Genomic DNA, 20,325 nt, shown 5'->3' with positions numbered 1-20,325 from the left:
TTCGAAGAGGCGAAGTAGATGCGTTATCCCCACATGATGAAATCCGCCCAAAAGCAATTTGCGTCGAACAACCGTTCCGCACTCATCGCGCTCGTCTTATGCTGCTTATTTTCTGTGTGCGGTTGCCTTTCTGCGCAGACCGGTGGAACCGGCGCCATCAGTGGCGCAATCACGGACCCCACCACGGCGATGCTGGCGGATGCCGAGGTCAAGGTGAGGGAACTTGCGACGGGCTACGCGCAGACCGCTCGGACTGACTCTCACGGACAGTACCGCCTCTCTCTGCTTCCGCCGGGGCAATATACGCTCGAAGCCACGAAACAGGGCTTCAAAGTGGCGTCCTCGCCAGACGTGCAGGTGATCGTTGCGGAGACAACGGCACTGAACATACGAATGGAGTTGGGCACGGTGACAGAGACGATGACCGTGGTCTCTTCGAGCGTGGATCTGGAGACGGAATCCAGTCAATTAGGGCGCGTGACGGACGCCGAGATGGTGGAGAATCTGCCCCTGGTGACGCGGAACTACACGCAGATCGTCGGCTTGAACCCAGGCGTGTCCCAGGAGGTCAACAACGCGGGCCAGGAGGGAAGAGGCGGTGGCAGTGCACCGGGCAGCCCCGCAGGTGGCAGCATTATCAGCCAGGGCGGCACTTCGGTTGATAACAACTTCGAGATGAATGGGCTCCCGGTCAATGACATCCAGAGTTCCGCTGGATTTACGGCGGGCATCCCTGTGCCCAATCCCGATGCCATCCAGGAGTTCAAGGTGCAAACCACCCTTTTTGACGCCACCTCAGGCCGCGACGCCGGAGCCGACGTGGACGTCATCACGAAGGGCGGTACCAGCCAGATTCATGGAACAGTGTTCGAGTTTTTGCGCAATGAAGATTTGAACGCCAACGATTGGTTTGCAAAGCGTCAGGGTCAGCGACGTCCTGTTCTGCGGCAAAACCAATTTGGCTTTACCGCAAGTGGTCCAGTCATTAAGAACAAGCTCCTGCTCTTCGGTTCCTATCAGGGAACGAGGCAGGAGAACGGCCTTGATCCAACTAACCACAAATTCGACAATCTTCCGCCGCTGACGAACGACCGTTCACTGGCAGGACTGGGAGCGACCTTTGCGGGTGATTACGGCTATCTTGGCCCGGCCTTCGGCACCATCCTCGCCAACGGCTCGAACATCGCTCCGCAAGCTGCGGCGCTGCTCCAGACAAAGCTGCCCAACGGCCAATACCTCATCCCGACACCGCAGACGATCGACAGGAGCAAGTCGCTCGAAGTCCAGGGGTCTTCGTTCCTGAGCAGCCCCGGATTCTTCAATGAAGATCAATTCGTGGTCGACGGCGACTACCTGTACTCCGAGCGCAACAAGCTCCAGGTTCGCTACTTTAACGCGATCAGCAACCAGGAATCGACCACGATCTTCAGCACGGAAGGCTTTCCACTCTTCACGCCGGAGCGCTTCGACGTGGCCTCGATCGGCGAAACCTTTGTTATTAGTCCACACTTAGTAAATCAGTTCCTGCTCGGGATGCACCGGACGACTTCGAATCAGGACTACAACGATGGGTTCACGTTTTCGAGCCTGGGCATGAGTGTTCCTCCAGACGAGAACGCGTTTCCCAACATTTTGATTGCCGATGATGGCTTCGAGACCGGTACCTCTTCAGCCCTGGCATTTTTCGAGGAAGAGTACAACATCGCGGACGCTCTATCCTGGGTTAAGGGAAAGCATGGTCTCACCTTCGGCGGCGGTTTCGCCTACGGGCGTGACCATATGCAGAAGTTCAACTATGAGGCGTATGTCATTCCACTGACGTGGGCGGATTTCCTGATTGGACAGAGTTACGCGCCCTATGGGATTCCCTACAGCAACATCTATGAGTCGGCGGACAGTGTAGGAGATAAAGTCCGCGATTGGCGCTACAAGGATGCCGACGCTTATATCCAGGATAACTACTCCATCACCAAGCGCCTTACACTCAACCTGGGCCTACGCTATGACCACATCGGCGATCTTGGTGAAGCCCGTGGGCTCACCGGCAATGTAATCGTGGCCGACATCGATCCCAATCCTCCTGCGGGCGGCAGTTACGCCGGTTACGAAGTTGCCTCGAACTACCATGGCTCCGCCGCTCTCCCCACCGGAGTGGTCAAGGGAAGTAACACCTTCGGGATTAAGGGGCAAGGGCAGGACACCATCAACCCGCGCTTCGGATTTTCCTGGCTGCTGCCCGGTTCCGATCGCTTCGATCTTCGGGGTGGCATAGGCCTCTACCACGCGACACCTGAAGGGCAGTTGAATGTGCAACTTTCTTCGGAGCAGCCCTTCGGCGGTTTCCGCACCCTGATCGGGACGCAGAACGCGTATGCGACCGATGCTGCGCCCTTCGCGCCGTCTCCGGTATTGCCTTCCTTCACACCGTATTCCCCGACAACTACACAGACACTGGATTCCCTCGCGCAGGACTTCCGGCCTTCGTCGGTCTATCATTACAGCCTTGGTCTGCAAACGAAGATCCCGAGCGGCGCGGTCCTGGACGTCGCCTACGCCGGAGCGCGTGGCTTACATGAAATTCTGGGCAGGTCGATCAACCAGGCGAATCTTGCGTCGCCATCGAACCCGATCCGCGGCGTAACGACAAACACGGTAGCAAACGTCGCGCAGCGCGCACCCTATTTGGGATGGACGACGGCCTCGATGTATGAATTCGGAACCGAGGGCCAAGCTTGGTACGATTCTCTGCAAGTATCGCTATCACAGAACTACAAAAACAAGCTTCAATATCAGGCGTCTTACACGCTGGCGCAACTTCTGACGCCCGTGCCCGGTTTCACCCTCGGGTCGAACGAGTACGGTCCGAGCGGCGATCAGAACAATCTGCATGCTCACAGCGCTGGTTATGGCCCGGAACCCTACATCCGCCCACAGCGCTTCGTACTGTCGGCGCTTTATCACCTGCCTACCCCCGGGAACGCCCATTCTTTTGTGGGAGAAACACTCGGCGGATGGACTGCCGCGACCGTGATCGTGGCGCAGGACGGTCAGCAGGTGAGCATCGGCTACAACAACCCGAACAACGTGTACGGGATTAACGGCGATCGGCCGAGCTACGCTGCGGGATGCAACAAGAACAGCCTCGCGACCAAGGGATCGGCAAGTCAACGAGTGAACGACTACATCAACACCGCTTGCCTTACGACCCCTGCCGTAATCGGCAACGACGGTGTTGCCACCGGGTTCGGCAATGTTCCCAATGGGATTCTGCGGGGACCTGGACAGATCAATGCCGATATCTCGATCATCAAGGCCGTACAGCTGAGTTGGCCCAAGGACGGCTCGAATGTGCAGTTCCGCACGGATTTCTTCAATGCCACCAACCACCCGAACTTCTACCTGCCGAACCTTTCCTATGCTCCCTCGGGAACGTCCTTCGGCCAGATCACCTCGATGAGCACGAATCCGAGAATCATTCAATTCGCACTGAGGTTTGCGTTCTGACGATCACAATGATCTCTGCTGCCATCTTGCACGGGCGGTCCAGGCCGGAAAAGGCGAATCAATCTGTGAAGAGAGTCTCGAGGCTTCAATGGGGAAGGCCGGCAACGACCAGCCGCACCTGCTCGGGCTATGCTCGCGAGTAGTTGAGCGAGCAGACACATCGCTGGCACGTTGGGTTTCGGGCAACGTCCAGAGTGCGGCGGAACTCCTGCGCTTCTTCGGAGTTGATGGCCTCCTCGAGCGACACACTTACCACGCTCCCAATCTTGCGATGAAAGAAGCAGGGACGAATGGATCCGTCGATCTCCATCACGGCGGAAACCCAAGGAGCGTTGCAGAGGGGCGATTCCGGCGGCAGCTCTCCCAGGTGCTCGCGAAATCGGCGGGCGATGCGGCGCAGCTTCGCAGGCGACTCCACGATGTAGCGCGAAGCGATCTCCACACTGAACTGATCGATGAGCAGTTCGATCTCAGCGTCGAGGCCGGCAATTTCTGAACTGGAGAGAGCGACTTCGTTCTGCCGCTCTCCAGGCCAGATGAGCTCTCGATTGAATGCGTGGGAGGAGACGTCGGTTGCGAGAAACGAAATGGAATCGAAGCCTATGCGCATTGCCGCTGTCACAGTTTCGCGCAGGAATGCGAAGTTGGCGCGTTGCACGGTGCTGCGGGCCTGAATGGGCATGTTTGGCCGATGGCGGCGTAGCTCGGATACACCGAGGCGGATGAGGTCGAAGCCGCGCTTCACGCGCCGTATCTGGTCGTGGACTGCCTCCGGACCATCGATGGAAATAATGACTTCATCGACTCCCGCCGCTATGCTTTCTGCGTGCTTGGCAATGAGCAGACCTGTCGACAGCAGCGTGACACGGACGCCGCAGCTCTTGAGAAAGCTGCATAGCGCGTCAAAGTTCGAGTGGAGTAAAGGTTCTCCACCGGTCAGCACGACCTGACGGACACCGAGGGCTTGGATGGAGTCGTGGTGACGCGTAAAGATCTCTGAATCAAGTTCCGCTCCTGGCGGTCGCTTCCAGATGTCGCACATGAAGCAGCGGCAGTTGCAGTTCTCATGCACGTTCAGCAACAGGATTGGCAGAGAGTGGAGCTTGTGCGGCAGGGTAAGCGTTGGCCGAAGCGATGACGTGAGTTCAACTGGCATCGAGCCACCCGTCAGCGCGCGAAGCACGCAGACCGCCGACACGGACATTGCCTATTCCAAGAACGTTCTCGGCGGCCTGAAGCAGCGCGGATATGGGGGCACGAAGCCAGCGAAGCGTGTCTTCGACCATAAGAGGGGCGAGGCCTTGTCTGAGCTCCGGCGACAGGCGGGCGATGATGTTCTGTGATGCGAGATGGACGCGGCCACCCACGCACACCAGTTCGACGTCGCGCCAACTCGCTCCGGCGAGTACTTCCGCAGGGGTCCCTGGGCGGGCCTCGATTGCGATGAAGTCCGCCACGGCGCCGACGCGCAGCGTGCCTTCGCCGCGATCGAGCCGCACAATGTCCGCGGCCCGGTCCGTGACCATGCCGTAGAGTTCATCGGCTCCGAGACCGCACGCGGCGTGAGCGAAGCGAAGCTCGTCGAGGAGGTCGCCATTGGCGGTGAGAGGGGAGTCGCTGCCGAGGGCGAGACGCTCGATGGAGCGCAAGCGTTCCAAGGTGTGCGTCTTTTGAAAAAGGAACTGATTCGATGAGGGACAGATGACCAGCGCAGAGCGGCGGGCATTCAGCAGATCCGTACCTTGGTCATCGAGCGCCAGACCGTGAACGAGAATGCTGCGTTCATTCAGAACGCCGATGTCGTCGAGCGCGCTGAGCTCCTCAGCGGAGGCGTCGTCAATGCCTTCACAAGCGTGAATGAAGAACGGGTGGCCGGCGCTGGTGCGCTGCAGTGCGCCAGGAATGTCCTTTGCGAATGTGAGCGAGTGCTCCCAGCCGTAGTTTGCCACTACACGAACGGGGAAGCCATCGTCCTGAAGAGCTGCATGCAACGGATTGTGTTGGCATACGGTGGTCGCACCGCAGAGCAGGTTGCGAATGCCGCCCCACGAGAGCCGAATGTCTTTCGGGACCTGTCTGTGGAGAGCGATCGTCTCCTCTGCATTAGCCCGGATATCATGCGCCCACTGTGTGGTGTTCTGGTAAGGAGGCGACCCCAACCGAGGAAACAACGCAAACTCCAGATGGTCGTGCGAGTTCACGAGTCCGGGCAAGAGAAGGTAGCCGCGGAGATCGATGCTGGGCGTGTTGCCGGCCCGTGGTGATGCTTCCCCAGTGATGGAGGCGACCGATCCGCGATCGACGCTCACTGATGCAGTTAGGCGTTCCCTTGCACCAAGGGCGCATTGTGCGTCTTGCAGCGAGAGCGCACCCGTGGAGACCGGCGTGACCGGGCGGGGTGTGGCGAGAGGAAGCCTGCGCAGATGAAGCATGTAGATTGCAGGCTTGCCAGTAGCTTGCCGCCAAGCTTCTTCTTTACAGCGAGCCTGGAACAGCGCGTACTCCGGCTCTTCGAAGGGAGGTTCGATGTGTGCTGCCAGGCCGAAGCCGTTCGAAGTGAATTCTTCGATCAAGCGCGTGAGTGGCCACGTTTGCGTTGTCAGGCGAAAGCTCTGTCCGTCTGCATCGAAGCCCCGCTTCCAACCGAGGGCGACAGAGGTTTGCGGGTGCAGGTCGGAGATGAAGAGGTCGCCATTTGCTCGCGTGACACGCGCCAGTTCTGCTGCGGTTCGTCCAAGGTCTTCAACGTAGCTCATCACGAACGAAGCCAGTACGAGATCGGCACTAGAGGATGGAACGGGGAGAGAAGGAAGTGCGCCGTACTGGAGTGCAGTGTTGGGAAGCTGCTTCGCCTGGGCGAGGTCAAGCATCCTCGCGGAGCTGTCCATTCCAAGGAGCGAGGCCGGTTCGCAGCGCGCGAGACGTGTCAGCCAGCGTCCGGTGCCGCAGCCTACATCGAGGACATGTCTCGCTTTGCACTCCGGCAGCAGACGCGCGAGATAGCGCTCTTCCAGCGAGAGGAGCGGGTTGGCCTGTTGGTCGTAAACTTCCGCCCAGGCCGCAAAGGCGCCCGCGTTGTCTGGTGTCATTGCGAACTCGTTGGATGGGTTCACAGGCTCTCCCGCTTGGGTTTGCGAAGATTAATGAAGCTGTGAGCCCACTCAAGCTCGACGGGATGGCTGTAGACCTTCAGCGTGTAGCGCCATGCGCTCAGAGTCTTGAGCAAGATGCGGCTCCACTTGGGGGCACGTATGTCCTGCACTGTCGGCCAGCGCGAGGCAACTACAAGCTCGAAGTCGTCGATGAGCGTTTTCGTTGTGGGCTTCAACCACGGGGAGCTGGTGTCGATACGCAGCGTAAAGTCCATCCAGCGCTTTGTGGCCCACTCGGCGGGGTTATCGGGGAACGAGATCTTGTCGTCGACATCGCCATACATCGATCCTTTCTGCGGGGTGGGTGTGTAGTGCTGGACGATGATTTCGGAATCGGGATTGATGCGTTTCAGCTTTCGGATAAAGCTCAGCGTCTCGCGCGTGTCGCGTTCCGGATCTTTGGGATTGCCGACGACGAACGAAAACTCGGGAATGATTCCGAATTCGCGGGTGCGCCTGGCCATCGTCACAGTTTGATCTGTGGTGATACCCTTTTGCATCTCCTCGAGTGCCCAGTCGGAACCGGACTCGGCGCCAAAGAAGATCATCGTGCAACCGGCCTTGGCGATAGCGGCCATCGTTTCGTCAGAGTAGCGAGACATGATGTCGACACGGCCTTCGCACCACCAGCGGAGATTGAGCGGAATCATGAGCTCACAGAGCTTGCGAGCGTGATCTTCGCGGAGGAAGAAGTTCATGTCGTAGAACTGAACGGAGTCGGCACCGTAGCGATCGATCAGATGCTTGAGGATTTCGACGGTGCGCTCGGGGGACTCCATCTTTTCGTCGCGGCCGTAGGCCGCGTGGACGCCGCAGAAGCTGCAGTTGAAGGGGCACCCAATGCTGGCATGATGCACTGCGGTACGCTTGCCGAAGAAGGAGGGTCGCAGGTACTTCTCCACCGGCAAGCGATGAAACGGCGACCAGGGGAAGCTGTCCGGCCCTTTCATCGGTCGCTCGGCGTTGCTGCGATGCAGACCGAAGGTGTCCTTGTACGAAAGTCCGCGGATCGACTCAAGCGTGCGCTTGCCGCGGATGGCGTCGATCAACTCGAGTAGCGTGTCCTCGCCCTGGCCGCGCACCGCATAGTCGACATATTTGGCGTTCAGCGTTGCGTCCGGGTAGATCGATGGGAAGTAGCCGCCCCAGACGATCTTCACGTGGGGACGGAGTTTGCGAATCTCGCGCGAGGTTTCCATGGCGGCAACCATCTGCGGGCCCGGCATGGTCGATACGCCCAGCAGTTCGACAGGATGCGCATCAATCAGCTTCAGGATGGCTTCGACCGGGTTATCTTCGAGGTTGCCGTCGACGATCTCGTACTCTTCGCGACCTTCAAGGACGGCCGCTAGGGCCATCACCGCGAGCGGGAGGCGGCAGTTGCGAGGCTTCGTGGCGCGTGGATGGAAGAGGAGAATCATGAGGTTTTCCTGGCGATATAGATACGGAAACGCGCAGGTTCACGGCGACCGCGCAAGCGTGCGATCGAGGGCCGCAGCATCCACCGCAGACCGTAGAAGGGAGCATGACGATTCAATTGAAGATGCAGCGCCTGCTCAAGTTGGTTAAGCCTGGCATCGGTAAGAAATTCGAGGCTGGAAATGGAGTTCGAACGCGTGCCGAAGCGCGATAGGAACGCTGCTCGCCGCTCGACGAGCATTTGTTCGCCGCTACCCTCCCGTGAGTACCAGGGCGAGTCAGCGATGATGATGACGCCGCCCGGCCTCAAGCAGCGAAGCGCCTCTAAGAGGCTGGCCTCGAAATTCTCCGCATAGTGGAAAGAGGCGTTGAAGATCACGGCATCGAACTGGCCCGAAGCGAATGGAAGTCGCGTGCTCTCTGCTTGTACGCGCACAAACATCTCGGGCAGATGATTGCGAAAGTGTTCCGCGGCTCCCAACCCGTCCTGGTCGTTGATCAAGAGATCGACGGCTACGGGACGAAAGCCCATTTGCGCGAGGCGATAACTCATCCACCCGTTGCCGGCGCCCACATCCAGAACGCGCGCGCCGATGCCTGCCGCGGCCGCGAGTTGCGGGAAGATGCGTTTCACGAGATAGGAAAAGGTGCGAGCCCTGATCGTCCATTGCGTCTGGTTGCGGCCTGAAGTATCCACATAAGGCAGCGACAGGTAATACTGGGCGCTCTCGCTGCCGCGGCCCTCGGCGGCGCGAATCCTTTCATAGTCGGCGATGAATTGCGAGTAATATGTCAGCCTGTCTTCAGGCAATGCTCGCCATATTCCCTGGTCCAAATCCAGGTGGAAACCGCAGTTGACGCAGGCCAGCCCTTGCTGGCCTTGATCTTGTGAGGACAATTGAGAGCTGCCACAACGCGAACACTGGGGGTGTAATCCAGCGATCGTGACAGCGGAGGTGATGGTGGGTTGTTTGATGGCGCTTTGCATCATCCCACCTTTTCCAGATGCAATAACATGTGGTCGCCGCAGGTGCGAAACAACGGTGAGGAGCGCACGACGTCATCGATATTGCCGAGGAGCTTCAGCAGACCCGGGTGGCGTGCCATCCATGTTTCAACGTAGGAGGGCGGTACCGCGATGCCGATGCCGGTGGTCGAGACGAGACGGAAATGGGGCGAGAAAGCGCGACAAAATTGAGCGACGGTGGGATAGTAAACCGGGAACTCAAGGTCGCCAAAACGCGCCTGAGAAACGCCCGTCCAGCGACGTAAGGCCTTGCGGGGATCTCCACGAAGGAGGAAGTAGGCGACTTCCCAGAGGCAATAGCGGGTGGAAAGGCAGAGCAGGAGCGGGGCTCCCGGATCGAGCCGTCCGGCAAGCTGTTGTGCCACGCTGTTGAGGTCACAGACGCAATTCAGGCCGGAGAAGTTCGAGAAGACGCCGTCGAAGCGCAACGATTCGTCCAGGCTGCCAATCTCTTCGCTGCGCAATGCGAAGAGGGCAATGCGAGCTCCGGACGCCTCGGCAGCAATTTTATGACGAGCCCGGTCGATCATGCCCAGCGATGCATCGCACGCAGTGACGGTCATTCCTGCTCCAGCAAGGAACAGAGCATCCTCTCCTGTGCCGCAGTTCAGTTCGAGAATGTGGCTACCCTTGGCGAACACGTTCAGCGCGTGTTTCCACACGACCTCTCGCTGCGACCTTCCGATCGCGGAGAAAGTGAAGAGCGAATCGTAAGCAGCAGACAGGCGGTCGAACGCGAGGCCGGCGGCTGCGTCATCGAGAGTGTTCAGCATTACTGCTCCACCTCGGCGTATGTGGCAAGCAAGGCGGCACGCTCGATTGCGATGTTCTGCCGCAGCAGGGTGGCTTCGTGCGGATCGATCGCCTGCTGGGGGGCGCTCGGGTTGTTGAGCATGCGGGCCAGGGCGACTTCGTCGCGCAACACTTTGTCGGCGTGCGCGTAGAAGGCTCGAGAGTGGCGGCCTTCGATCTTCAGCTCGCGATCGGAGGTCTTTCCCCATGGCCCGATCTGAATTAGACGGGAAGCAATGCGGTTGTAATAGGGCGTTCCCTTGATAGGGTAGGAAACCGTGGTGAAGAAGATGTCGGGCTTGGAGGCGCTGACATGCTGAATGGTCGCCTCGATGTCGTCGAGATCTTCTCCTTCGTAACCCCACATCAGGAACATTCCGCTCTGAATGCCTCGCTCGCGGCACATTTCCACGGCCTTATGCACCTGGTCGATCTTGACGCCGCGGTCCATGGCGTCGAGGATGCGCTGGGATCCGCTCTCCGAGCCGATCCACATGCGGAAGCAGCCAAGCTCTGCGAGGATGTCCATCATCTCGGGACTGAGGCGGTCGGCGCGTGAGATGCACTCGAAGGGAATTCGGATGCCGCGTTGTTTCATCTCAGCGGCATAACTCCGCAACCAGGCGTGGTTGATCGTGAAGACGTCGTCGGAGACCCAGACCATATCTGGGCGATACTCTCCGAGGAGCCACTCTACTTCGTCGACGACCTTGATGGGGTCGCGTCTACGGTGCGACTGTCCGTAGACCTGATGACTGCACCAGTTGCAGCGGAAGGGGCAGCCGCGTGCCGTGATGAAGTTCACCGACCCATTGCCGTGATGGGTTCGCCACGTATCCACATAGCGATGGAGGTTGATGGCGCCGCGTGCGGGCCAAGGTTGTAGATCGAGATCCTGAATCTGACCGCGCGGCGGATTCTGATGGAAGTTCCCATCGGAATCGAGATACGAAAGGCCGGCGACCTTGGCGAAGTCGTGTTCGCCGCTGCGCAGCGCGAGCAGCAACTCCTCCATCGTCACTTCGCCCTCGCCGGCGATGACGAATCGTGCGCCTGCCTGGAGATACTCAAGCGTGTAGGCACCGGGCTCGGGACCGCCGACGACCGTTGTCCAGCCGGCTTCGAGGGCGACGGCCAAGATCTCGACGACGTTGCTGCGGGTCATGAGGTTTGCATAGATGCCGAGCACTGAAGGCTTCTCCGAGCGCAGGTGCTTGAACAAGTCTTCGCGGCTGGAGAAGGTGGTATCGAACACGTCGACATCGAAGCCGCGGTTGCGGAGATGCGAGCAAAGATAGAGGATGCCTAACGGAGCGTAGGGCTTCATGATCTGCCGCTCCTTGGGATCTTCAAAGAGGAAATAGCCGTGAGTGAGGAGCAATTCCTGCATTTATACCCCCGTTGTCCCGGTTAGTTGATGGATGGAGATGAAATTGGTCAGCTGCGCTGTGTCGGCTATGGACTCCGTGGGCAGAACGAGTGCGTTGGGATTTCTGCTGGATGGCTCAAGGGCGAAGACTTCGTCCCATAGGCGAGTCACAGAATCCGCGTCTTTGTTGGAGGAGTTCCAGGTGTCGACTTCGGCGTGCAGCGCATTACGAACTGCGCGGTAAAACTCACCCGTGTACTCGGCCTGGAACATGATGCAAAGGTCATCGCTGTCGGCCCAATTACGCTTGGCGCCGAGCTGGGCCTGGACGCGTTCGTAGAAGACCGTTCCGGGAAGCGGATATGAGAACGATATGCCGATGTCATCGGGTCGGGTGCTGCGGACGAAGGCGATCGTCTCCTGCAGGTCCTGCCAATCTTCGCTGGGATAGCCGAACTGCAGGAAGTAGCATGCCCGAATGCCTGCTTCTTTTAAACGTTGCCGAGCGGTTCGGACAGTTGAGAGCCGGAGGCCCTTGTCCATGGCATCGAGGATCTTCTGCGAACCCGACTCAACGCCCATCCAAATCTCCGCACAGCCCGCCATTCGGAGCGCCGCTACCGTCTCTTCGCTCATAAGATCGGCACGGGACTGGATTTTGAAGGGGAGCGCGGCGTCCCTGCGGGTGACTTCCGAAGCGAACTCCTGCACCCAGTGCCGGTTCAGCGCGAACACATCGTCGCCGAACCAGATATGGTCGGCATGTGCCTCAACCTTGAGTTGCCGCATCTCTTCCGCCACGGTCAAGGCAGAACGCAAGTGGAACTTATTGCCGGAAATCGGTTTTGCGCACCAGTTGCAGTGATAGGGACAACCTCGGCTCGAAACCATGTTGACGGAGAAGTATCCATGCGCCTCCACCCAGGCATTGCGGTAGGGAGCAAAATCTATCAAGTCCTTCGGCGGCTGTGGTAACGCCGTCCAATCCGGATTCTGTGAGAGTGACTGCGTACTGTAGATGGCCTTGCCGTTGGTGCCGGAGTGCACGAGGCCAGTGATCTCTGCCGATGGACCTTGCTGGAGCAGGCCGCTGCAGAGTTCGACCAGCGTCTGCTCGGCTTCACCGCGCAACACGTAGTCGGCTCCGTGGCTGAGAAAAAGGTCTGGGTGATCGGTTGCATCCGAGCCGTGAACGACGACAGGAAGGTGACGTTGCTTGGCGACCTCGGTGATGTGCCATGCGACCTCTCTCATCCGAGTAAGGCACATCTTCGTAAGGAAGTTGAAGTCGTCTTCGTAGATGACTACCGTGCGCGGGTTGTGTTCCTCCAGGAAGGTGGCGAACTCCTTTTCTGGATTCAGCAGCATCGTGTCGAATAGCGCTACGGAAAATCCGGACGCACGAAGAGCGGCGGCCGCATATAAAGTGCCGAGCGGACGATAGGGCTGCATCTTCCGAACCTGCTTCTGGTCGTACGGCAGGTGATAGGAGTGGGTGAGGAGAATGTCTACCAAGAGTCACCTCTGAACTTCGAGCCACTTGGGCGGCGGCCAACCGTGCGCGCCAGATGGCAATCAAGGCTTAGCACGCGGCCTCTGCCGGCGTATTCGCCAGACGTTTCGCGTCAACTGCGGGTTTCATCGCGGTGTAGCGCTTCAGCTTGTTGTTGAGCCACAGTTCCACGGGCGCGTGATACATGTCGTGATCGAGTCGCCATCGCGCGGGAAGTGAGATGCCCTTCTGCACGATGCGCGTGATCTTGCCGCGATTGTCGGCACCGATAGGGATGCGATCGAAGGCCACCCTGAGATAGTCGCGCGTGACCTGCAGGCGAGTGTGCTCCTTCCCGTCGAGCCATGGAAGGCGCGTGTAACGCGGAAAGTAGTCCGCCCAGGCTTCGAGCGTGGCTGGGAGCTCGATTCCGAGGTCGGTCGCTTTGGAGAAGATCGGCGAGCCTGGGTAGGGCGTAAAGATGTTGGTCCAGAACTCAGCGCCGGGAAACCTCCGGCAGACGCTCATCATGAAGTCGATGGTTTCTCGCCGTTCCTTTCGGCCTTCTCCCGGGAAAGCGAAGATGATGTTGAAGGAGGGGCGGATTCCGGCTTCCAGGCAGCGGGCTGCGCTCTCGTAAATGGATTCGAAATCCTGCCAGTCCTTGTTCATCGCTTTCAGCACGGTGGGCGAGCCGGAGTCCACACCCTGGCAAATCTGCTGGAGTCCGGCGCGGTGCAGCATGCGTAGATCTTCCGGGGTAAGCCGTGCGACCACGTTGCTGGTCGCTTGAATGCTCCACTGGAAGTGCGAGTTTTCGCGAACCAATCCTTCCGCGATTCCGCGAGCGCGATCCATATCCACGAGGAAGTTGTCGTCGACGACCCAGATCATTTCAAGCGCATAGCGGCGGCTCAAGTCTACGGTCTCTTCGACGAACTGTTCCGGGGATAGGGCGTTCCATTTGCGCCCGTAGACGCCGGCGTTGGTGCAGTAAGCGCAGTTGAAGGGGCACGCAAGGCTGGAGGTATACATCGCCCAGCGGCGTCCGCACTTGCGTTCGTAGGCATCGAAGTCGGCGATCTGGTAGGCTTTCGGCGGCATTTCAGCCAGTGGGCGCAGCGCTCGCTCGGGAGTCATAATCAGCTTGCCATCGCGCTTGAAGCCGATGCCTGCGACGAAGTCGGGAGCAGAACCGGCCTGGAGGTGCTGCACGAGTTCCAAGAAGGCATCTTCGCCCTGTCCACGAACGATGTAGTCGAGGTAAGGCGCTTCGAGAGTCTGCTTCGGGAGCAAGGAAGGATGCCAGCCGCCCAGCACCACCGGAAAGTCCGGATCCCATGCTTTGACTGCTTTGGCGATCTCCACCGTTTCGCGGATCATCGGGCCCGTCACCAGCGAAACACCCAGACACAGAGCGTCTTTCACCTCTTCCAGGACGCGCTTCTTGAAGTCTGGAGTGATGGTCGAGTCGATCAAGACGATCTCGAAACCGGCGCGAATCAGGGGGGTCGCCACCGCCAGAATCCCAAGCGGAGCCGTTGCTTCGGAGCTTGCGAACGACGGGAAAAAGAAGACAATTTTTCGTGATGTACGCATGTGATGGCCGCCGATACTTTGGCAAGGATAGCCAGTAGGGGCGAGCCAGATTGTCACCAGATTGTCGACTAAGTGTCATCTTGTTGCGGGGAATAAGAGCGGTTCCGGAGCGCATGGTATCGCGGTATGTTTCGCCAGGCTGGCGAAGATCGCCACCGTCCTCGATGGCGAGTTCGCGAGCTAGTGCGCATCGCAGAGGAGGGGGCCGGACAGACCGCTTTTAGGCCGCGCGACTATCGGAGCAGCGCGGGCAACAATCGAATGACCGCAGAATGACAGGCTAATGACAATCGCCCGATGCCTCTCCGTGAACGATGAGGAGGTGATTCATTCCCGAAACGCACGTGTTGTGTGCTGGCTAGAGCGTGGTGTCCTGTTGCTCCTGCTTCTCTACCTGGGAGTGCATACGCTACCGCGCGCATGGGGCAAGCTGAATACGGATTTCCCAAACTACTACATGTCGGCGAGGTTGGCCCGCGAAGGCTTCGATACCAGCCGCATGTATGAGTGGGTGTGGCTGCAGCGTGAGAAAGATCATCGAGCTGTAGATGTCAACGTAATCGGTCTTCTACCGATCACTCCAATCTCCACGCTGTTTATGTGGCCTCTGACGCAATTGCCGCCGCTTGCGGCCAAGCACGTTTGGATCCTCGTGAATCTTGCGCTGCTGGCGCCCCTTTGCTGGTTATTGCACTCCATGACGGGGTTGCCGTATCGGCGGGTTGGGCTAGCCTTCGCGTTGAGCTTCCCACTGCATCGGAATCTTCTATATGGCCAGTTCTACGTGTTGCTGCTTCTACTGATTGTGGCAGCGTGTTGGGCCTATCTCGCGGAGAAGCCAGTGCTGGCGGGTGGGTTGATCTCCGTGGCTGCCGTTTGCAAGATCTTTCCGGTGCTCTTCTTCGTTTGGTTTCTGCAGCGCCAAGCGTGGCGGGCGCTGTTTGCTGGCGCAGTTACCGGGATCGCGGCGATGGCAGCGTCCATTGCCATCTTTGGATGGACCGTGCATCGTACTTATTTGCAGGAAATCCTACCCTGGACTCTTCACGGGGAGGGCCTTCCACCGTATGCGATGGCGAGCGCCTCTATCTCCAGCGTTCTGCACTATCTATTTCTCTCGGAACCGCAGTGGAACCCACACCCCTGGCACAACTCTGTGTTGTGGTACTCGCTGCTCCAACCCACCCTACCGCTGCTTGCGTTGGCGCCGGCAATATTGCTGATCGACCTAAGAGCCCTGAACCGACGCCGCATCATGCTGGAGTGGTCAGCGTTACTGGTGGCCTCGCTGGCGATCTCCACCATACCCGCTTCCTATAACTTCCTGCTCCTTGCGTTCCCGGTGTGCGTGTTGGCCGCTATGCTCCTGGAGCAGAAGCGCTATGGGTGGCTCATCGTGTTAGTCATCGCCTATATCGGAATCGGGTTTCCTTTGGGGGTGCCCGAGCGAATGAGGGGCCCCGCGATTCTGCTTTATGTTCCGAGAGTGCCCTTGGTGCTGGGGCTTCTCGCCGCCATCTATTTTCTGCTGTTAGTCGATGGGGGGGGCATTTCCTCGCGGCGGGATTGGAGCCGGTACGTTTGGGCCGCCGTCTTGATTGTCAGCGCAGTGCTCGGCGCACGCTCTACGCTTCGACGGGAAACTACTGCACGGGAAGAGTACGCCTACCGGCTTCCAATTCCAACGCAGGCGTTGCTCATGGCAGGTCCGAAAGTTGCGGATGCAGAGGTGGACTTCCTCGCATTTACCCCGACGGGGTACCACTTGGAAGAGGCAAAGGGGACCGTCTTGCGCGGCGATCTCACCTCAAACGACGACCTGGGGTTTGCCTTTGATTCGGGTCGAACCTGGGTGGAGAAAGCTCTCGATCTCCAATCCAATGTGGTGGACCTACGAGATCCCTTGCATGCGATCATCGCGGATGCCCGTTCTCCGATGCTGTCGGCGGATCGGATGAGCATGGCGTTTGTGCGCGACGATCATGGCCGCGGCAGCTTGATCGATAGGCACAATTTTCAATCTGCTACAGAGCCGGATACTGTACTGACTCCTCCCAAGCTGAATGTCTATGAAGCGTCGTTTCTGTCGGAGCGGGAGTATGCGTTTTCTGCTACGGAGGGAAGCCGGCCGCCACAGATCTATCTGACCGATAGCTCGCATCGGAACTCCGCGCTGAATCTGGGCGAGTCTCGATATCCTGCGCTTTCTCCAGACGGCCTTTGGTTGGCCTACAGCCATTTCGAGGGTGGAGCTTGGAACCTATGGCTACGTAACGAACTCACCAGCGAAACCAGACGCTTAGCCGACGTGCCTTGCAATCAGATTGAAGCGAGTTGGGCGAGCGACTTGAAGACGCTGGTCTATGGCACCGACTGCGGCCGCAGCCTGTGGTTCACAGCCGCATCTCGGAGGCGTGTGATCCCATGAAGCGACGCACCGAGTTGGTTGTTACAGCAACATAGAACGAGGCGTCTTGCGTCACTGATCGAACTGAAGCAAGTGGCGAACGTATTGTTTCCAATCCGGTCGACGTCCTCCACCTACTAAACCCCCGATCGATCCGCCTGAGGAACAATAATCCCGGAGAAAATCCACGCCGCGCCGTTGTGGCTTCCGGAATCCATGTCGCTGGCGAGTCAACGCGGATGTTGCTGTCGAAGCACAGTGTGCTATCTACGTGGCGACGAAGCGGGACCGCTAACCTGCATTCCGTTGAAAATTTTGTGCGGACGATGTCGGGAACTCTGCGCTACGATTTGGCGACGTGGCGCTCCCGCTTGTGGAAGGCGTCTCTCGCCAGCGCGGGCGCAAAGTCCCTCGCGCGATTGTTGCTCTGCTTCAATCTCCACGCCTGATAGAACCCATGGATAGAGCAGAACCCCGGACCATCGGCTATCTTCTCGTCCCCAACGATGCGAGCGACGAAGAATCGATGGCTTCCTATGGCGATCGACGTCACAATCTCTAGCTCTTTCACTCTCTGCGCGAACTCTGGGATTGGAAGATGAAATGTCTTTGACGTCCCGGTAGAGAAGGGGAGTCGGCTCCAATCGATGGATTCCATAGTGTGGTTGTGGGCCATTCGATACGCCAGGTAGCCTTCCGACTCAGGCAGACTGCTCAATGCTACGCGACCGAAACGTTCGACGAGGGTGCCCGCAACTCTTTCGGTGCGCAGCGCAAAGCCGAAGTAGCCACTTCCAAGGTCTCCACAAAGATTCATAGGGAAGATGTTGCCATTGTCGCGATCACCGACGCTTACCAGCAGGATCGGATGGGGGCGGATAAACGTCACCATGGAGGCCCGCCGCTCGAGAAAGGTCATCCGAATACCCTGCGTATTATCCCTGCGCCATTGCCGGTAGGCATGCAATAGGTAGTGAAGAGCGAGTCGCGCCTTAGGCAGACAAAAGTTGCTCGAACTGCGCGGCTCGAAGAACAGAAGCTCAGTGCGCGGAGCAGACAACGTCCGTTTATGTTCCAGTCCGATCTTGCCGAGTAGCCGTCTCTGGCCGTCACGCTCGGAGAAGACCAGCGTCAAATTGGGGCAGTCCTGCGTGCTTAGATACGTTTCTTCCTCGAAGCCGATGCAGATAGTCAACGGCTCGGCGCATGCCGTCGAGACGTGGTTGGTTACGTCACGATCCACTCCGACGCCCCGCAGCCAGATAGTGATCTCGGTCTGTGGTTCCGGCAGCCCTAGCGTGAACTCCTGTGGGAGCGCGGTCCTACCCAGGGCGATGTTCATCAAGGCTGCACGGAGCCTGGCATTGATCGACATATGGCTGGACCTCCTGCACCAGTTTTGCGAAGCTGTTCTGCTTGAAGGGCGGTATCATCGCGGACCGTCATCAAATCTGTCCAACTTTCAGACGGGACGTGGGTCGTGGCAAGGTGGCGATGTCTTCTTCACCGTGCGGCGTTTCACTCACGCGTGAGTTCGCTGCGGAAGAGCGGATACGCGGGACCGTCAGTTGTCGCCAATGGAAGACGATGTCTGGAATAAGGATGGCCGCGAAGGTAATGAGGATGATCTCGATCGCGAAGCCAGCTTCGCTATGGCGGTTGAAGGCTGGGATCGGCTGCAGTACGCGAGTTCCCACAAAGGTAAGGGTGAGGGCATAGGAGCGTACCATCCACTCCCGATGCTGTTGGATGTGACCATTGCGAGCTGTAAGGAATGCGGCCACAGTAGCGATTAGCCAGGTTCCTGCCTGGCAGCAGGTGGCGATGACAAAGTGGATCGCGCGTGGATCGTGGCGATGATTCGCGAGCACCATCGCGAGCGGTGCGGCAACCAGGACGGAGACTACGTAGATTCGCCCCAGCACGCGGTGAAACTGTAGATAGCGGCGGCGCAGACGACTAGAAAACTGCAGAGGGCCACTTAGAAGCGCGATGATCCCGGCGGATACATGCGGAACGATGATCAAGGGGATCGTGCTTAGATAGGCGCGCTCCTTTGCTTGTCGAAGCAACGGCACTTCGCTGTAGAGCGTTACCGAAAGAGTTGCCGCGCCGATGGCCATCCAGAGCGCGATCTTCCCCCAGCGCCGTGGAGGGCGTACCGAAGGTGGCCGGTTTATTGCTGTCAATGAGGGAAGTTCCACGGTGCCTCCTTTGGACAGGCCATGTAAGGGAGGTGCGCGCGTAGGGCACCCGGCGTCTCGCCTACTGCTCGTGCCTTTAGCATTGCGCGTCTCCGGACCGCCCTAAACAATTCTGTGAGCCGCAGGCGATCGGCGTGCTGGCAGGATTGCGGTGGAAGGTTTGTTCGAGCAAGGTCGAAGAGGCACGAGCTGCTGCACCGCCTACGCCGGCCCCCGAGACCTTGTGACTATGCCATCCCGATGCGCGGCTGTCCGCTAGCGTGAATGAACCTGGTTTATTCCCCAGATGTAGAGCGATCAACTCGGCGAATCTCTCATTGCCGATATAGAGAAGGGAGCGCTTTGTCATAGCCGCCATGCTTCGCAGAGCTTCGCCGAAGACGTGCGGAGAGAAGTTCACCAGGCCGTTCGAACTGAAGGTGATATCGACTGACGCGGAAGGCATATCTGCCAGGGCGAAAGCCGGCAGCAGCACGACATCGGCCTGGCGGATCATTTCCGAGAGCAACGGCTTCTCGCCGTACAGCACGAAGGTCAGGTGGGGAAATGCCTTCATCAGGTAATACGAACTCAGCGCTACTCTCTCTGGAATATCGAAATTGATGTAGGTAAGAGGTTGGTTATCGCGGAGGAGGTAATAGGCGACGGCACCGAAGCCGCCGCCGATCTCTGCTATCACGGTTCTTTGTGGTGCCGCGCGCTCCAACAGATCCGCGGCCCGATAGGCGCAATAGTGGGCGTACTCAGCCCCCACGCCGATATGCGTCCCGTCGATCGTAACCCCGAAAGGATTTCCGATCCCTGGGCCCGCCAGGTCCTTCAGCGAGAAGCGACCACCAGTGATCTCCTTCCAGTAGTCGAGGCGATACAGCACATGGGTCAGATAGAAACGGCGGTAGATGTCTTTGATCTGTCCACCAAAATAGGCTCTGGATATGCCCCCCGGAGCAGCCAGCAGGCCTGCGGAGCAAGGATCGCGATAGAAGTTTCGATACATCGCTGCCAGTGCTGTCGTGTCGTTTTCGCGCAGCGCCCGAATCGATGGACCGAGCGGGCCTTGACGCAGGCGATCCAAGTTTTGGACCGTGGCGTACGCTTGCGGTGCCGCCTGTTGCCGCGCGACTGCGGCGTTGTAGGCAGAACAGATTCGTTCGAGCAGCCGGGTATCGTCGCAAGGTGGGTTGGCGGGAGACGCGAACGCGGGCGAAGCAAATCCTCGCGTGACGTAGCGAAGATGATAGCGGGGATCGTTCTGGAAGCGCTGCCGGCCATGGTTGCCGAACTTCCAGATGTGAAGGTGCGTGGCGAAGGCCGCCTTCGCCCTTTTGGCAACCTGGAGTGGATGGAGTACGTTGTTCAA

13 protein-coding genes are annotated in these 20,325 nt (G+C 58.8%); 2 read left to right on the top strand and 11 right to left on the bottom strand.

Annotated elements, in window-relative coordinates; genetic code table 11:
• Nucleotides 1-18: 18 nt before the first annotated feature.
• Nucleotides 19-3,504 (top strand): TonB-dependent receptor, encoded by a 3,486-nt coding sequence (locus tag AC5E6W_RS17620; protein ID WP_491753641.1) that lies wholly within the window; start codon nucleotides 19-21, stop codon nucleotides 3,502-3,504.
• 127 nt (nucleotides 3,505-3,631) lie between these two features.
• Here the strand turns inward: AC5E6W_RS17620 and AC5E6W_RS17615 are convergent, their stop codons facing one another.
• The 8 genes from AC5E6W_RS17615 to AC5E6W_RS17580 all read right to left on the bottom strand — a co-directional run bounded on the left by AC5E6W_RS17615 (nucleotide 3,632) and on the right by AC5E6W_RS17580 (nucleotide 14,354).
• Complete coding sequence (locus AC5E6W_RS17615) at nucleotides 3,632-4,660, bottom strand: radical SAM protein (protein ID WP_491753640.1); 1,029 nt, start codon at nucleotides 4,658-4,660, stop codon at nucleotides 3,632-3,634.
• Nucleotides 4,650-6,593 carry a methyltransferase domain-containing protein gene (locus AC5E6W_RS17610; protein ID WP_491753639.1) on the bottom strand — a complete coding sequence of 648 codons (1,944 nt, stop codon included), beginning with the start codon at nucleotides 6,591-6,593 and terminating at the stop codon, nucleotides 4,650-4,652. The genes AC5E6W_RS17615 and AC5E6W_RS17610 overlap by 11 nt, the downstream gene beginning before the upstream one ends.
• Before the next feature lie 20 nt (nucleotides 6,594-6,613).
• Nucleotides 6,614-8,077, bottom strand: coding sequence for a B12-binding domain-containing radical SAM protein (locus tag AC5E6W_RS17605; protein WP_491753638.1), 1,464 nt, complete (start codon nucleotides 8,075-8,077; stop codon nucleotides 6,614-6,616).
• The gene (locus tag AC5E6W_RS17600) at nucleotides 8,074-9,066 is read right to left on the bottom strand and encodes a class I SAM-dependent methyltransferase (protein ID WP_491753637.1); all 993 of its coding nucleotides are present in this window, start codon (nucleotides 9,064-9,066) and stop codon (nucleotides 8,074-8,076) included. The genes AC5E6W_RS17605 and AC5E6W_RS17600 overlap by 4 nt, the downstream gene beginning before the upstream one ends.
• Nucleotides 9,063-9,875, bottom strand: coding sequence for a class I SAM-dependent methyltransferase (locus tag AC5E6W_RS17595; protein ID WP_491753636.1), 813 nt, complete (start codon nucleotides 9,873-9,875; stop codon nucleotides 9,063-9,065). The genes AC5E6W_RS17600 and AC5E6W_RS17595 overlap by 4 nt, the downstream gene beginning before the upstream one ends.
• The gene (locus tag AC5E6W_RS17590) at nucleotides 9,875-11,284 is read right to left on the bottom strand and encodes a B12-binding domain-containing radical SAM protein (protein ID WP_491753635.1); all 1,410 of its coding nucleotides are present in this window, start codon (nucleotides 11,282-11,284) and stop codon (nucleotides 9,875-9,877) included. Before AC5E6W_RS17590 ends, AC5E6W_RS17595 begins: the two co-directional genes overlap by 1 nt.
• On the bottom strand, nucleotides 11,285-12,715 hold the full coding sequence (locus AC5E6W_RS17585; protein ID WP_491753634.1) for a B12-binding domain-containing radical SAM protein: 1,431 nt from the start codon (nucleotides 12,713-12,715) through the stop codon (nucleotides 11,285-11,287).
• A gap of 130 nt (nucleotides 12,716-12,845) precedes the next feature.
• Nucleotides 12,846-14,354 carry a B12-binding domain-containing radical SAM protein gene (locus AC5E6W_RS17580; RefSeq protein ID WP_491753633.1) on the bottom strand — a complete coding sequence of 503 codons (1,509 nt, stop codon included), beginning with the start codon at nucleotides 14,352-14,354 and terminating at the stop codon, nucleotides 12,846-12,848.
• A gap of 283 nt (nucleotides 14,355-14,637) precedes the next feature.
• Between AC5E6W_RS17580 and AC5E6W_RS17575 the strand changes: the two genes are divergently transcribed.
• Nucleotides 14,638-16,782 (top strand): glycosyltransferase 87 family protein, encoded by a 2,145-nt coding sequence (locus tag AC5E6W_RS17575; protein WP_491753632.1) that lies wholly within the window; start codon nucleotides 14,638-14,640, stop codon nucleotides 16,780-16,782.
• Between the two features lie 322 nt (nucleotides 16,783-17,104).
• On the opposite strand, the gene AC5E6W_RS17570 is transcribed toward AC5E6W_RS17575, so the two are convergent.
• The 3 genes from AC5E6W_RS17570 to AC5E6W_RS17560 all read right to left on the bottom strand — a co-directional run bounded on the left by AC5E6W_RS17570 (nucleotide 17,105) and on the right by AC5E6W_RS17560 (nucleotide 20,325).
• Nucleotides 17,105-18,136, bottom strand: a complete 1,032-nt coding sequence (locus AC5E6W_RS17570) for a hypothetical protein (protein WP_491753631.1) — start codon at nucleotides 18,134-18,136, stop codon at nucleotides 17,105-17,107.
• A gap of 70 nt (nucleotides 18,137-18,206) precedes the next feature.
• Complete coding sequence (locus AC5E6W_RS17565) at nucleotides 18,207-18,965, bottom strand: DUF2306 domain-containing protein (protein ID WP_491753630.1); 759 nt, start codon at nucleotides 18,963-18,965, stop codon at nucleotides 18,207-18,209.
• Between the two features lie 76 nt (nucleotides 18,966-19,041).
• Entirely contained in the window at nucleotides 19,042-20,325 is a 1,284-nt protein-coding gene (locus AC5E6W_RS17560; RefSeq protein WP_491753629.1) for a putative sugar O-methyltransferase, read from the bottom strand.

It is taken from the genome of Bryocella sp. (genome assembly GCF_058498515.1).
The sequence above is the reverse complement of the archived record's forward strand: the minus strand, read 5'-3'. Positions and strand labels throughout refer to the sequence as shown.